Source organism: Paraburkholderia sp. J10-1 (assembly GCF_905220165.1).
Classification (GTDB): domain Bacteria; phylum Pseudomonadota; class Gammaproteobacteria; order Burkholderiales; family Burkholderiaceae; genus Paraburkholderia.
Window position 1 is genome coordinate 1,510,635 of sequence record NZ_CAJMYW010000001.1, and the last position, 16,226, is coordinate 1,526,860.

The window sequence follows — 16,226 nt, forward strand, 5'->3', positions numbered from 1 at the left end:
GTCATGCGTTCATAACCTTGAGCGCTCCAGGACGATCTGATATCACCATTGGATTCTACCCAGCCACCGGAAGTTCGCCATATGCGGTTGGTGCAGTTCGGGATGATACGGTTTCTCAGCAGACAGGCAGCAGTGTGGCGCCTCATGATTTCATGTGGTCGACAACCTTTACTGTCACCGAAAGTCAGTATCTGTCGATGGTGACGTATGCCGCAAAGCAGGCGAACAGTGGAACCCTGATGTACAACGGTGTGGGAGGCCTGCCGTCATTGGTGAGTCCGGGATATGCCTTCTTGTTCGGATCCGGATCGAATGTATGTACCGATTTCGCGCGTAACGTGCTTGAGGCAGGCGAAATCCAGCCTCTTGGTGGAAATATTACTTCCAACATGGTTCCGCAATCTCTGATCCTTCAATATGGCATGTTGTCTTCGGATCAGCGCTCGGGCTCAGATACCTCGAATGCGTACACCGCGCAGATTTCACAGCAGGTTAGCCTGCTGCAAAACGGGATCAAGTCTGACGATCCGACCTATAAGTCCGGAGGCTCGCTGGCCGGAGCAACGCCCTCAATGGGGCAGGTGACCTCGGCTCCTGCTACCAACCCGGGCAACGCGAACGCAGTCATCGCGCAAAATATTGCTGCAGGGAAAGCGCCGGATGGCAGTCCGCTCGGTGTGGTGTTGCCCAATGGCGACTCCGGCCAGATGGTCTGGACGAAGGACGCCTCAACCGGCAGTTACCTGCAGGTGCTGTCGCAGTATGACCCGAGTGGCAAGGGTTACCAGTTCCAGATTTCGTACTCCTCTGCAGGCGCACCGGTATCCACCCGGTCGTTCTACAACGACGGGACAAAGGTAACCGAGACGACGGCAGTTGCTCAGGCGGCGGCCGCACCTGTAGTGACTACTGCGGTACATCAGCGTGACCCTGACGCGGCATCGTCTGCGGCAAACTACGTCGTGCAACCCGGCGATTCACTGTGGGGGCTCGCACAAAGAGATGGCGTGCCGTTGCAGGATTATGTTAAGGCAAACCCGCAGATTACCGACCCGAGCTACATCCAGGCAGGTCAGGTCATCAATCGACCGGCCTCTGCGCTTGCGGCTGCGAACAACAGTCAGTCGCCCACGATCACAATCAACCCGAATCCGCAGCCACAAACACAGACGCAGGGCGAGAACACCGCGACCAACAACACGAATCTTGGCTACGTCTCGAACAGCGCCACTTCGTCCATCGGGTTCAGCAACGGCACGCTTAACAAGACCGATTTCATCTCGGTGACCGAGGCGGGGCTTGCCAGTGGCGGAGTGCGTCCCGGCGAGGTCCAGGCCGATCCGAACGTCATGGCCAATGAGATTCTGGCCAACATTGGCTCGTCCACGCTCAGCGGGTTGAATGCGATCGCCTCCATCGGGGCGGCCTCTGCTGCCCAGGCGAGCAACGTCTATATTGACCCGTTGCTGCTCGATCTTGGCCAGGGAATTGCGACCAGTTCCTACCAGAGTTCGGGCGTGCTGTTTAACGTTGACGACTCGGGCACCCTGCACCAGACCGGATGGGCCGCAGCAGGCACGGGCATGCTGGTCGTTCCTGGCGCGAATGGCCAGGTCACCAGCATGAGCCAGATCTTCAGCCCGTATTTCGGAGGTACGGCGGGCACGAATGGTGGCCCGGGCACTGCGCCGTTCTCCAGTGGCATTGCCGCGCTGGCTTCGTTCGACACTAATCACGATGGCGTGATTGATGCGAAGGATCCGATCTTCAGCCAGCTGCGTGTGTGGGTGAACAGCACGGGGCCAGGCACCGGCCAGATGCTCACGCTCGCGCAACTGGGCATTACGAGTATCAACCTCACCGCAACCGGCACCCGCCAGATCAACAACGGCAACATCGTCACGGCCGTGGGCAGTTTCGTCCGGAACGGCGCCACGCAGACGATGGAAGATGTCAACTTCGTCGCCAATCCCGCTGGCAGTACGTTCGCCAGCTCAACGAACGGCACCACTGCAACGACGACAGCCGGGACAACGAAGGTGACGACGTATGCAGATACAACGAACCAGAACCTGACGCTGGATGCCGGCAAGCTCGGCGTGAACAACGTCTACGCGGGGTCGGGCAATGACACCCTGGTGGCTGCAGCAGGCGGTAGCTGGCTCGTCGGTGGTTCCGGTAACGACACGTTTGTCGGTGGCGCGGGCAATGACGTATTCGTTGTCTCGGCCAACGACAATCCAGCCAATATCCACGGCAACGGCGGTGTGGACACGGTCATCATCACCGGCAACCAGGGCATGACGATCAACATGGCCCAGGCGGGGGTGACGATCGCCGAGGGCGGTGGCGGCAACGACGTGATCATGAGCGGCGGACGTTCGGGCGTCTACATCAAGGGCGGCACTGGCGACGATACACTGATCGGGGGCGGCGGCACCGACGTGATTGTAGGGGGCTCTGGTCACAACACCATCATGGGCGGCAGCGGCCAGGCGGAAATCACGGCCGGTCCGAACGGCGACACGATCTATGCATCGGCTGCGGGCTCGATCATCAACGCCGGTGGCGGCGCTGACAAGATCTACGGCGGCGCGGGCAACGACCTGATCAAGGTCGGCGGCGGCAACGCCGTCATCGATGGCGGTGGTGGTACCAACATCGTGCAGTTCCACGGCAGCTATGCCGAATACCGGATCGTCAAGGCAGGCAACGGCTACTACGTCGCCGACAAGGTGCCAAACCGCGATGGCACGGTCTACATTACCAACATCCAGAAGCTGAACTTCTCGGATATCCAGGGCGTCGACCTGTCGCTGCCCAATCCGATGCCGGTCGCCGATACGCTGTACGCAGACAGCAGTGGCAAGGCATTTGATCATACGCAGGCGCACCTGATTTCGGCAGCCCAGCTGCTGGCCAACGACCAGCGCCTGAACAGCACGGGTGCGTTGCACATTGCAGCGGTGAGTGGCGCGATTGGCGGTACGGTAAGCCTCACTTCGTCGGGTGACGTGCTGTTCACGCCGACGGCGGGCTATACAGGCATCATGAGCTTCAAGTACAGCGTCGCAGATGCAGCCGGCCATACAAGTGCGGTGGTGCAGGACCTGAACAGCGGGCAGACCGCCGCCATGCAGGCCACCGCATCGCTGATGACGCCGGACCTGCCAAAGGACCCGCTGCTTGCGCAGGAGTGGTATCTCAGTGACGCGGATATCCTGCCGGTCTGGAAGGACTATACGGGCAAGGGCGTGCGCATTGGCCAGTTCGAACCGGGCGGGCAGTTCGCGACAGGTCCGGAAATCTTCGACTACACGCACCCGGATCTGGCACCCAACGTCGATCAGGCGTGGATGGCCTCGCAGCTTGCCAACGGCACGCTGCCGACCGAGACCTCGCAACATGCCACGATGGTGGCCGGTGTGATGGTCGCGGCGAACAATGGCACGGGTGGCGTGGGCGTTGCCTACGATGCAAAGCTTGCCGGCTATTATCTGGCAAACAACGGCAGCGACCTGAGCGGCCTCGGTCACGAAGTCAGCTATGACATTGCCAACAACAGCTGGGCATTCACGAACGATTTTGCCGTCAGCAACATGCAGAACGGCCAGATCAACAGCGCCAGCCTGCTGATGACGAATGCCCAGTACGCGGCCGACAACGGTCGTGGAGGGCTTGGCACCATTCTCGTTGAGGCTGGTGGTAACCAGCGCGCCACTGGCGGCAATGCCGAGGGGTCGCTGACCAACAGCAACCGCTTCTCGATTGAGGTGGGCGCGATCAACGCGCAGGGCGACCTGTCGACGCTGCAGATCGGCTCGGCGCCTTTCTCGAACCCGGGTGCGAGCCTGCTGGTGTCGGCGCCTGGCAGCAACATTGAGAGTACGAGCCAGATGGTCATGACCGACCAGGGCTCAACCTTCGGCAGCGCCTACAGCAACATGCAGGGGACCAGCTTCGCAACGCCGATCGTCTCGGGGATTGTCGCCCTCATGCTGCAGGCAAACCCGAATCTCGGTTACCGGGACGTGCAGGAGATCCTTGCACTCACCGCGCGCAAGGTGAACGACCCGAACACCCAGTGGACCACCAACGGGGCGAACAACTGGAACGGCGGCGGCATGCACGTCAGCAACGACTACGGGTTTGGTGAAGTCGACGCGCGCGCTGCAGTCCGTCTTGCCGAGACGTGGATGACGCAGAGCACCGGTGCCAATGAAAAGGTCTTTTCGGCCACAAGTGGCACGGTTGGCAAGACCATCCAGGGCGGTGGCACGCTGACCAGTTCGATCGCGATGCAGTCCGGCCTGAACGTCGAGCATGTCGAGATCGACCTGAATGCCAACGTTGGCCGTCTGGGGGACCTCGTGGTCACGTTGATCGCGCCGGACGGCACGCAAAGTGTGCTGCTCAACCGCGAAGGCAAGATTCCCGCGGGTTCGGCGGGTGCCAGTTCGACGGATGTCGGCAGCACCATCTCCGGCCAGTTCCAGTACACGTTCATGTCGACCCATGACTGGGGTGAAATCTCGACCGGAAACTGGACGCTGCAGGTGACCGATGCGGCGACAGGGCAGCCTGTCACACTGAACAGCTGGTCGCTGCGCCTGTACGGCAGTCCCACGACGGCGGACCACACGTACTACTACACCGACGAGTACAAGGCGGCGGTGACTGCGAACGCGAAGGCAGCCGTGCTTGACCCGACGGTGAACGGCACGGGCGGACGTAACACCATCGATGCGGCAGCCGTATCAGGCGACACGTCGATCAACCTGCTCACGGGCGTGGCGAGTATCGGCGGCACGGCGCTGACGATCCGCAACCCGAACCAGATCCAGAATCTCATCGGCGGCGACGGCAACGACACGCTCACCGCGAACAACGCCGATGCGATGCTCGACGGCGGCCGAGGCAACAACACGCTGGTCGGCGGCACCGGCAAGGACCTCTTCGTCGTCCACCGGCGCGACAATGGCGTAGACACGATCGTCAACTTCAATGTGGCGCGCGGCGAGCAGATCGATCTGGTGGGCTTTACCGGCAAACAGTTCAAGGATCTGACGCTTACGCAGCAGGGCACGAGCGTCGTTGTCGGGCTCGGCAACGGCCAGACGATCGTTCTGCAGAACCAGACGGTTGCCAGCCTGACGGCCGCGCAGTTCGTCTTCCAGAACACGTTTGTGGCGCCAGCAGCGTATGTCACGAGCGGACAAAGTGGTACGGTGCCGCCCAGCGGAACCGATGTGATTGCGATGGCAGGTGGATTTGCGGGCGTGGCGCTCAGCGGTTCGACGGGCTCGCTCGCCGGGACTGTCTACAAGCACGACGCGGCGAGTGCCGATATCTTTGTGATCTCGGCACAGAGCGGTGCAACCGACTACAAGAATGCACTGCAGGGCTTCCGGCACGGCGTTGACAGGATCGACGTCAGCCAGCTGGGCATCACGAGTTTTGCGGACCTGAATATCGCGCAGGTCAACAAGCTTGTCATGAACAACGTCGCAGTGATTCACGGGACCAATATCCGCAGCACGTCGCTCAATGCGCAGCTGCTTTACCTTGATGCTCTCGATCCGTCGCAGCTCACCGCGTCGGACTTCATTTTTGCACCGGCAGCGGCCGGAACGGTCAGCACGCCGGTCGCACCCACAGCGCCGGCCACGCAGGCTCCGCTCGTGGTCAACCCCGCAAACGTCGACCCGACGACGATTGTTGGATCGGACAATGGCCTGACCGTCACGACGGGCACGAATGGTGTGACCACAGTTCAGGCATCCATTGACGAGGCGCTGCCTGACAATATCAACATCCTGACGCTCACGGGGAACGCCAGTCTGATCGGCACTGCCAACAACAATGGCGATACGATCACGGGCAATGCGGGCAACGATACGCTGCTGGGTGGCGACGGGAACGATACGCTGGTTGCCGGCACGGGCTCCGACCTGCTGATCGGCGGGGCGGGCACCAACAGCTACGTTGTGAATGCCGCCACGGCGGCGGGAGTTGTCGATACGATCCAAGCCAATGCTGGACGTCTCGACACCCTGCGTCTGCAAAACACGACCACTGCCGCTACGCGACTGGCTGCCCAGGGCAACGATCTGGTGATCACGCTCAACGCCGGACAGTCGGGACAGAGCCAGGTGGTCGTGCAGAACCAGCAGGCCGGCCAGGGCGTGGGCAGCGTCGTGATCGGCAGTACCACGCTGACGGCTGCAACGCTTGCATCGATCATGAGTCAGGGCAAGGTCAACGTGGGCACCGTACCCGCGACGCAGAACCTTGCAACGGGCACGGCGTGGAGCTATACGCTGCCCTCGGGCCTGTTCAGCGCAACCGTCGCGGGCGACGCGCTTCAGTACAGCGCCACGCTGGCTGACGGCTCCCCGCTGCCGGCATGGCTGACCTTCAATGCGACGACCGGCCAGTTCAGCGGCACACCGATGGGCCAGGCGGCTGTCGGCGCGCTCGCAGTGAAGCTAACCGCGACCGAGATGGCGGGTGTTTCGGCCAGCGCGACGTTGAACCTGCAGGTCAAGGCTGTCGGTCAGGCACCGACGGTTACGCAGACGCTTGCGACGCAGGCAGCAAAGGCGGGTACGGCGTGGACCTGGACGTTGCCGACCGGGCTGTTCAGCGAGGCGGTTGCAAATGACGCCCTGAAGTACAGCGTGACCCTTGCCGATGGCAGTGCCCTGCCGTCGTGGATGACATTCAACGCTGCGACCGGCCAGTTCAGCGGCACGCCAACCGACCAGACCACCGGCGCGTTCGCGCTGAAGATCACGGCAACGGACATGGGGGGCTTCACGAACAGTACGACGCTGAACCTGCAGGTCAGTCCCACGTACCAGGCACCGACCGTAGTACAGACGCTTGCGACGCAGAACGCGCAAGCCGGCACGGCGTGGTCCTTCACACTGCCGACGGGCCTGTTCAGCGAAGCGATTGCGGGCGATACGCTCAAGTACAGTGCGACGCTCGCCAACGGTGGCGCCTTGCCGTCCTGGCTGACCTTCAACGCGACGACTGGCCAGTTCAGCGGCACGCCGACCGACCAGACTACGGGGGCGTTCGCGCTCAAGGTCACGGCCACCGATATGGGAGGTCTCGCCACCAGCACGACGCTGAACCTGCAGGTCAGCCCGACGTATCAGGCGCCGACCGTCGCACAGACGCTTGCGACGCAGAACGCGAAGGCGGGCACAGCGTGGTCGTGGACGCTGCCGACAGGGCTCTTCAGCGAGGCGATTGCGGGCGATACGCTCAAGTACAGCGCGACGCTGGCCGATGGCACGGCCTTGCCGTCGTGGCTCGCTTTCAATGTCACCACGGGCCAGTTCAGTGGTACGCCGACCGACCAGACCACGGGGGCGTTCGCGATCAAGGTCACGGCCACCGACATGGGGGGGCTCGCCACCAGCACGACGCTGAACCTGCAGGTCAGTCCGACCTACCAGGCGCCGACCGTCGCACAAACTCTCGCGGCGCAGAGTACGAAGATCGGTACGGCATGGAGCTATACACTGCCGACGGGTCTGTTCAGCGAGGCGATTGCGGGCGATACGCTCAAGTACAGCGTGACGCTGGCCGATGGCACGGCTTTGCCGTCATGGCTCGCGTTCAATGCTGCGAACGGCCAGTTCAGCGGTATTCCTCCGGTTGGCAGCGCTGGAACCCTGGCGCTCAAGGTCACGGCAACGGACATGGGTGGTCTCGCAACCAGCACCGCGCTGAATGTGGCAATCACCGCACCGGTGGGCAATACGCCACTGGTCACCCAGACGCTGGCCGCGACGACGGTTGCCGCTGGCAGTCTGTGGACGTACGCGCTACCGGCAGCGCTGTTCACCGAGACAACGGCAGGCGATACGCTGACCTATACGGCGACACTTGCCAATGGCAGCCCACTGCCGTCCTGGCTGACGTTCGACCCTGTCAAGCTCACGTTCAGCGGCACGCCGACCGACCAGACCACAGGCAACCTGCAACTGAAGGTAACAGCAACCGAGCAGGGCGGACTGGCGGCCAGCGCGCCGCTTAACGTTACGGTGAATCCGACCTACACCGCCCCGACGGTCGCGCCGCAGATTTACCAGATGACGACCCTGGGACAGGCATGGCAATACTCGCTGCCGGCCGGTCTCTTCAATGAGCCGGTTGCAGGCGACACGCTGACCTACACCGCGAAAATGGCGGATGGCACCGCCTTGCCGACGTGGCTAACCTTCGATCCGGCTACGCAGACCCTACGTGGCACACCGTCCGGAACGACGCCGTCCCTGCTTAACGTCCGGATCACGGCGACCGACATGGGAGGGCTGTCCAGCAGTACTGTGCTGGGTGTGCAGCTTCAGCAGAATATCCTCAATGTGGGCATGGTGCAGACGGTTACAGCACCCGCCGGACAGATTGCCATTGCGGAATCGGGAATGTCGGCGAAGCTCACCGGCGCCAACGAAAACCACGTACTGCTGATGTCCGGTTCATCCGCCACGGCGACACTGGGCAACGGAGCGAACTGGGTTGCGGCGACCGCATTCATGGAGACGCTCACGGTGGGCGACGGCAGCAACACGATCGTGGCCACCGGAGGCATGGACACCCTTAACGCGGGCGTCGGCGCGAACACCATCACGCTGACCGGTTCGAATAACAAGGTGACTGCGGGTGGGGGCAACAACACGATCACCGCCAGTGGTGGTAGCGACACGATTACCCTCGGCAACGGTGCGAACAGTGTGTCCGTCAGCGGCATGTCGGAGGCAATCGTCGTTGGCTCGGGCAATAACGTGATCAATGCAACGGGCAGTTCAGCGAACATCATCGTGGGCAGTGGCACCAATACGATCACGGCATCCGGATCCTTCGCCAGCCTCAAGCTTGGGGACGGCTCTGACACGGCGAAGATGACGGGCGGCTTTGCGACGGCGACCGTCGGGCATGGGAGCTATAACCTCGAGTTCGCGGCGGGTTTTGGCAAGCTGGCGTTTGGGACTGACGTGGCCTCCGACCACCTGTGGCTCCAGCATGTCGGACAGGATCTGCAGCTATCCGTGATCGGCAGCAATGAACGGGTGACCCTGAAGAACTGGTATGCGGCCACGCCTGAGCAGGCCAGCTCGATCGTCGCGGGCGATGGCAAGACATTGTCCGCCTCGAACGTCAACCAGCTCGTGCAGGCGATGTCGGCGTTCACGGCACCGGCAGCGGGCCAGATCAGCATGACGCCTGCCGAGCAGCAGGCCCTGCAACCGGTGCTGGCGGCCAACTGGCGTTGATGTAACCACCTGGCGGGGTGCGGATCGCTAGCGGTCCGCACCTTGCAGCGTACCGGCCGGGCGAGATGGGAAGCCGACGCGCGCAACGCGCGTTAGCCGGATCCGCTCGCCCGCCTTCACATATCAAGCTGTATCGAAGATGACTGTTCTTCCGGATTCCGGACTGTGGGCGCTGTCCGCCATGGCCGCATTGCACGGCGTGGCCGCAGACGAAGCGCAGCTGCGCCATACGTTCGGCCACGAGCCTTTCGAAACCACCACCTTGCTGCTTGCAGCGAAATCTCTCGGTCTGCTGGCGCGTGCTGTCCGGCAGGATCCGGAGCGCCTGGACCGCGCGCCGCTGCCCGCGATTGCGCGCGAGCGCGACAGCGGGCGCTTTCTCGTCGTTGGGCAATTCCGCAAACGCGCGGACGGATCCGGCGAGCTGCTTGTCCAGCGCGCGGGGCAGCCACCGGAGGTTTTGCCGCTTGCGCAGTTCGTTGGCCTGTGGACCGGCGAACTGATCTTCCTGACCAGCAAGGCGAGCTTCGCTGGCGGGATGGCGAAATTCGACTTTACCTGGTTTATCCCGGCCATCGTCCGCTACCGGCGTCTGCTGGGTGAAATCCTGCTCATCTCGCTGGTACTGCAGGTCATTGGCCTCGTGACCCCGATGTTCTTCCAGGTCGTGATGGACAAGGTCCTCGTCAACAACGCGATGAAGACGCTCCACGTGATTGCCATCGGCCTGATCTGCGCGATGTTGTTTGAGGCGGCGCTCACCGGCATCCGCAGCTGGGTGTTTGCCCATACAAGCAGCAAGATCGATGTAGAGCTGGGCGCCCGTTTGTTCCATCACCTGCTGGCGTTGCCGCTTGCTTACTTTCAGGCGCGCCGCGTGGGCGATTCGGTCGCGCGCATCCGTGAACTGGAAAACATTCGCTCGTTCTTGACCGGCAACGCGATGACGCTGGTGCTCGACCTCGTGTTTTCGGTTGTGTTTCTCGCGGTGATGCTGTGGTACAGCGTGTGGCTCACGCTTGTCGTGGTCGCTTCCATTCCGCTGTACCTGCTGCTGTCGCTCCTGTTCACGCCGGTCATTCGTGCGCGCCTGAATGAAAAATTCAACCGCGGCGCGGAGAACCAGTCGTTCCTGGTCGAGACGATCAGCGGCATCGATACCGTGAAGGCGTTGGCGGTCGAGCCGCGCTGGATCCAGAAGTGGGAAAAGCAGCTCGCCGGCTATGTGACGGCGGGCCTGTCGGTTTCCAATGCCGCGACCGTTGCCAGCGGTGGCGTGACGCTCATCAGCAAGCTGGTGACGGCTGCGATCATGTGGGTGGGCGCGATGCAGGTCATCAAGGGCCGCCTGACCGTGGGTGAGCTGGTCGCCTTCAACATGCTCTCCGGCCAGGTCTCGGGGCCGATCCTGCGACTCGCGCAATTGTGGAACGATTTCCAGCAGGTCGGCATCTCGATGGGGCGACTCGGGGATATCCTGAATGCACGAACCGAGGTCGTGGGTGAGAAAACGCGTCTGCCCCGGCTGGCGGGCGCCGTTGCGCTTGATCAGGTGTCGTTTCGTTACCGGCCCGATGCGTCAGATGTGCTCAGAAGCGTGTCGCTCGATATTGCGCCAGGTGAGGTGATCGGCATTGTGGGCCGCTCGGGTTCTGGCAAGAGCACGCTGACGAAACTGGTGCAGCGTCTTTACGTGCCGGATCGCGGACGTGTGCTGGTGGATGGCCAGGACATCGCCATCATCGACACGACTTCACTGCGCCAGCAGATCGGCGTGGTGCTGCAGGAGAACACCCTCTTTAACCGGTCGGTGCGGGAGAACATCGCACTGGCCAATCCGGCGCTGCCCATCGAGGCGATCATGGAGGCAGCGAAGCTTGCCGGCGCGCACGAATTCATCTGCGAGCTGCCGGAGGGATATGACACCGTAGTGGGTGAACACGGGACGGGCCTCTCCGGTGGCCAGCGGCAGCGCATCGCCATTGCACGGGCGCTGATCATGAACCCGCGCATCCTGATTTTCGACGAAGCGACGAGTGCGCTCGACTACGAATCCGAAAAGATCATTCAGGACAACATGCGGCGTATCTGTGCCGGTCGCACGGTGCTGATCATCGCTCACCGGCTTTCCGCGGTGCGCGAGGCGAATCGCATTGTCGTCATGGAGCGCGGACAGATTGCCGAAACAGGCAGTCATGAACAGCTGGTGCAACAGGCCGATGGCATCTATGCGCATCTGTACGCCCTGCAACAGGGCCATGCGCCGCGGATGGGTCATGTGGAGAGTGCAGCATGAGCCTGAAGCACCGCTGGCAGGCTGCTGCGGACCTGGTGAAGCGTTATCGCGATGTCTGGCGGTTTTTCTGGCGACAACGCCGCCAGCTGGATGCCCCTGTACTGCGCGAGCACGAAGCGGAATTCCTGCCCGCTGCGCTTTCGCTGCAGGCGCGCCCGGTTTCACCTGCCGGGCGCTGGGTGGCCCGGATCCTGATGGCGCTGGTGGGCGTCCTGCTGGTGTGGGCGACGCTCGGGCACGTGGACATCGTCGTCAACGGACAAGGCAAGATCATCGCGACCGGCGATACGAAGACGATCTCGTCGGTTGAAATCGCGAGCGTGCACGCGCTCCATGTCGAAGAAGGGCAGATGGTGAAGGCTGGCGACACGCTGGTTGAGCTGGACACACGTGAGACGGACAGCGAGCGCGACAAGGCGGAAGCGAGTCGCCAGATTGCGCGCGTGCAGGTGGCCTGTGAGGAAAGCCTGCTTGCCGCCATCGACAGCGGTCGCGTTCCTCATCTTGCTGCGCTGCCTGACGTGAGTGCCGAGCGCTGGCAGGCCGGCGCAAACTATCTCGCGGACCAGTGGCGTGACTACACTGCGAAACGGCAGCGCCTCGCAGGCGACATGGCGCGCTACGGCGCGGCCTTGCCGCTGGCTGTGCGACAGGAATCCGACTATGCCGCGCTGGCAAGAACGCACGACGTGCCAACGGATGCCTGGCTGGAAAAGCAGCAGGCCCGCATCGAGATCGCGGGTGAACTGGCCAATGCCCGTAACCAGCAGGCGGAGCTGACCGCCGATACGCGCAAGGCGTCCCAGGACCGTCTTGAAGACGCAAGCCGGACCTTGGCGTCGTCCGCAGGGGATGTGCGCCGCGCGAGTGCGCATGACGCATTGCTGACCCTGACCGCACCTGTCGACGGTACGGTACAGCAGCTCGCGGTTCATACCGTGGGGGGCGTGGTGCCGGCAGCGCAGCCGCTCATGAAGATCGTGCCGCTGAGTCCGAAGGTCGAGTTCGAGGCGTTCATTGCTGATCGCGACGTCGGATTTGTGCGCGAGGGCCAGCGTGCGATGGTGAAGATCGATGCATTCGAATACACGCGCTACGGGACTGCCCCGGCCGAAGTCATTCATGTGTCCCGTGACGCCATTGAGGACGAAAAGAAGGGCTTGCGGTATTCGGTGAAGGTGGCGCTCGACAAGTCCGAGCTGATGGTGGACGGAAGCAGGGTACCGCTCACGCCAGGCATGTCGGGTAGCGTCGAGATCCGCACGGGCACGCGCCGGGTCATCGGCTATGTACTGTCGCCGCTGGTCCAGCACGCGCAGGAGAGCCTGCATGAGCGCTAAATCCGGTCATTCGCGCCGCATCGTCCTGGCAGCAATGGCGGCGGTGGGAATCTGCGTGAGCGTCCAGCCTGCACTGGCCGGATCATCCTGGGGGATCCCGGACATCATCGAGGATCCGCTGCTTACGCGTCCGCCCATGCTCGAAACAGGGGCATCGCTGCCTGGCGATAGCGCGCCGGTCATCTGTCCCGCTCAAGCTGCGGTGCCTGACCCGCTGCGCCTGGCGGATGCGGTCGACATCGCACTTTGTCAGGACCCCCAGGTTAAGGCGGCATGGGCCAACATCAAACTGCAGTCGGCGTCGGTGGGCGAAGCGCGTGCGGCTTACCTGCCTACGCTCACCGGGTCGGTGAGCGGCCAGCACACCGATACCCGCTATCCGACCTTTCCGTCCGCCAACAGCAACGTCAGGGGCTACAGCAGCTACGCGGCGCTGAACTGGCGGCTGTTCGATTTCGGAGAGCGCGCGGCGAACCGTGTCGCGGCCAATGATCTGCTGGGGGCGGCGCTGGCCAGTTATAACGCGTCGTTGCAGAAGACCCTGGCAGCAACCGTGCAGGCGTATTTCGACGCGTTGACGGCCCAGGCCGCGTACCGGGCGCGCACGCAGGCGAGTCACTTCGCGAACCAAACCCTTCAGGCGGCACAGCGCCGCGAAGCCCGTGGTGCCACCGGGCGCAGCGATACCCTGCAGGCGCAGACGGCATTCGCGCGCGCACAACTGGCCGAACAGCGTAGTGCCGGCGACGCGGACAGGACGCTGGCGACGCTCGTCTACACGCTCGGACTGCCTGCCGGCACGCCCGTCAGGTTGTCCATGGAGGATCCCGTACCAGCGAAGCAGGATATCGCCGATCTCGCGCAATGGCTTCAGGCTGCACAGGACCGTCATCCTGCGATTACCGCCGCAAGGTTGCAGTGGCAGGCTGCCCGGGAGAAGGTCAGCAGTGTGCGCTCACAAGGATTGCCGACGGTTGATTTCGGGGTGAGCTTTTACCAGAACGGCTACCCGAACCAGAGTGTGCAGGCGACGCATTCGAACACCGCGATCGTGGGTGTGACGCTCACGATTCCGCTGTTCGAAGGGTTTTCGCGTACCTACAAGGTTCGTGAGGCGCAGGCGCAGGCAGAGCAAAGCGAGGCGCAGATGCAGGACACCGAACGTGGGATTCTTGGCGAGATCGTCAAGGCGCACGCGGATGCGGTGTCGTCGCTGGCCAGTCTCGACACCGCAGACACGCTGCTCAGTACGGCGCGCACTGCACTCGAGTCTGCGCGCAACCGGTATGAGCACGGCGTGGCGGATATCCTGGAGGTGCTCAATGCGCAGTCAGCGCTGGCCGATGCACAGCAGGAGCGCATCCGCACGCAGTCGGACTGGCGATCGGCAAGGCTTCGGCTGATGGCCGATGCGGGAACGCTCGGTCGGGAGGCCATCGTCGAAACGGATGCGGCTTTGCGAGGGGACAGCCATACGCGTCTTCAGCCGTGGTAAGAGTCGCAATGACGGCGGCGGGTGGTTAGCCGTGGCAGGGGGCGCGCGCGCTCGATCAGGTGAAGGACACGATGCGCCAGCAGTCGCAGGCGCTAGCGCTGCAGAAGGCCGCGGCGCAGATCAAGGGCGCAACCATTTCGCAGTGAACGCGTGCAGCCGTGCAGGAGATATCTGATGAAGCGTGAGGACGTGCTGTGCGTAGTGCACGGTCTGGCGAGGTTGCATGAACGTGCGGCGGATTTGGGCTGGCACTGCCTGTCCGATGTGTGGCGGGGTAGCAAAGCCGGCTATACGTTCGAGTGTGCCAAAGGCCATCGGTTTGAGCGTCACGCGAGTACCATCCTGCGGTACTCTCCTGAGTGCCCCGAATGCAGGGCGGAGGCGATCCGCCAGCGCTTCTATGCAAGGCTCGAGGAGTGTGGCTTCATTTGCCACGAGGTGGAGTATCTCGGCGGCGGGGCGCGTCACCGTTTTCAATGTGGGGCCGGACATGAGTGGATGGCGATGGCGCGCAAGATCATGGAGGGACACGGTTGTCCCGCGTGTGCGCACGCCGCGACGGCTGTAAGGCGCACGTGTGGAGACGGACTGGAGCGAATGCGGCGGCTCGCCGCCGGGCACGGTGGCAGGTGTCTTGCCGAACGCTATGAGGGCGCGTCGGCGCGCTACCAATGGGAGTGCAGCTCAGGTCATCGCTGGGAGGCCACGGCTGCAAATGTCGTGCAGGGACACTGGTGCCGCCAGTGCGCGGCGCGGCTTGCCAGCGAGCGGCACCTTGCGCCAGACGGGCTTGTCCGGCTGCAGGCGATGGCGGCATCCCATGGAGGGGCGTGTCTGGAAGACCGGTATCTCGGCTCAGGCGTGAGGCACCGTTTTCGCTGTGCACACGGACACGAATGGCGAGCGGAGGCCGGGGGCATACTCAGGGGAAACTGGTGTCGCCCGTGCGCAGCACGGCGGCATGGCGAGGCGATGCTGTCGGAAGACGGAATGGAGCGCCTGAGGACGGCGGCGGCCTCGCAGGGTGGGCGATGCCTTGCCGAAACCTATATGGGTCTGCACGCGCGTTACGACTGGGAGTGCATCCGGGGCCATCGCTGGTCGAGTACCGGCCAGAGCGTCGTGCGGGGTCACTGGTGTCGCTGGTGCGGAGCCGCGAGCAACAACGCCGCGCGGCGCGATCCTGACGGCCTAGTTCAACTGCAGGCGGTTGCTGCGTCACACGGTGGCCAGTGTCTGGACGAAACGTGGCTGGGTACAAGTTTGCACTACCGGTTCCGTTGTGCGAACGGACATGAGTGGCGGGCCGAGGGCAGTCACGTGCTGAGGGGAACGTGGTGCAAACACTGTGCGAACCGCAGGCGTAGGCTCACGATCGGGCAGATGGAGGAGATTGCCAGGGAGCGCGGTGGGCGTTGCCTGAGCGCGGCTTATCTGGGCAACAAGGTCAAGCTGACGTGGGAGTGTAATCGCGGCCACGTCTGGGACGCGACGCCGGTCAATATCACGAGCAAGGGGCGGTGGTGCCCGACGTGCGCCATTCTGCGGCGTACACGGAAACGGCAGAAGCGCCTGAAATGGGACTACGAGGGCAGGGAGTGAGTCGGATCAGAACTGCTCAGGCCTCGCAGTAGTCCCGCCTGACGGGCCTCTCCGGTCTGTCCGTGTTGCGTTGGCGCAACCGTTCGGAGTTTATATTCATTTATCTCTGGCAACCTGAAGAGCACGTACGACGATGGCGGTAACCAGCCGGGCAACGCGCGCGCGTTCCAGTACTGGGCGGATCTGCGCGGACAGGTCCAGCG

At 63.1% G+C, this 16,226-nt stretch carries 5 protein-coding genes; all 5 read left to right on the forward strand.

The window, feature by feature from the left end:
• Positions 1-152 precede the first annotated feature (152 nt).
• The 5 genes from U5A65_RS06685 (at position 153) to U5A65_RS06705 (ending at position 16,023) form a co-directional block, all read left to right on the forward strand.
• The gene (locus U5A65_RS06685) at positions 153-9,290 is read left to right on the forward strand and encodes a putative Ig domain-containing protein (RefSeq protein ID WP_321945843.1); all 9,138 of its coding nucleotides are present in this window, start codon (positions 153-155) and stop codon (positions 9,288-9,290) included.
• A gap of 139 nt (positions 9,291-9,429) precedes the next feature.
• A complete protein-coding gene (locus tag U5A65_RS06690; protein WP_321945844.1) occupies positions 9,430-11,586 on the forward strand; it encodes a type I secretion system permease/ATPase in 2,157 nt (718 codons plus the stop codon).
• Complete coding sequence (locus tag U5A65_RS06695; protein ID WP_321945845.1) at positions 11,583-12,926, forward strand: HlyD family type I secretion periplasmic adaptor subunit; 1,344 nt, start codon at positions 11,583-11,585, stop codon at positions 12,924-12,926. Before U5A65_RS06690 ends, U5A65_RS06695 begins: the two co-directional genes overlap by 4 nt.
• Positions 12,916-14,421 carry a TolC family protein gene (locus tag U5A65_RS06700; RefSeq protein WP_321945846.1) on the forward strand — a complete coding sequence of 502 codons (1,506 nt, stop codon included), beginning with the start codon at positions 12,916-12,918 and terminating at the stop codon, positions 14,419-14,421. The genes U5A65_RS06695 and U5A65_RS06700 overlap by 11 nt, the downstream gene beginning before the upstream one ends.
• Before the next feature lie 1,383 nt (positions 14,422-15,804).
• Complete coding sequence (locus tag U5A65_RS06705) at positions 15,805-16,023, forward strand: zinc-ribbon domain-containing protein (RefSeq protein ID WP_321945847.1); 219 nt, start codon at positions 15,805-15,807, stop codon at positions 16,021-16,023.
• The last annotated feature ends 203 nt before the right edge of the window (positions 16,024-16,226 follow it).

Coding starts and splice junctions, on each gene's coding strand:
- U5A65_RS06685 (WP_321945843.1), top strand. CDS start 153: ATGTGGTCGACAACCTTTACTGTCACCGAAAGTCAGTATCTGTCGATG.
- U5A65_RS06705 (WP_321945847.1), top strand. CDS start 15,805: ATGGAGGAGATTGCCAGGGAGCGCGGTGGGCGTTGCCTGAGCGCGGCT.
- U5A65_RS06700 (WP_321945846.1), top strand. CDS start 12,916: ATGAGCGCTAAATCCGGTCATTCGCGCCGCATCGTCCTGGCAGCAATG.
- U5A65_RS06690 (WP_321945844.1), top strand. CDS start 9,430: ATGACTGTTCTTCCGGATTCCGGACTGTGGGCGCTGTCCGCCATGGCC.
- U5A65_RS06695 (WP_321945845.1), top strand. CDS start 11,583: ATGAGCCTGAAGCACCGCTGGCAGGCTGCTGCGGACCTGGTGAAGCGT.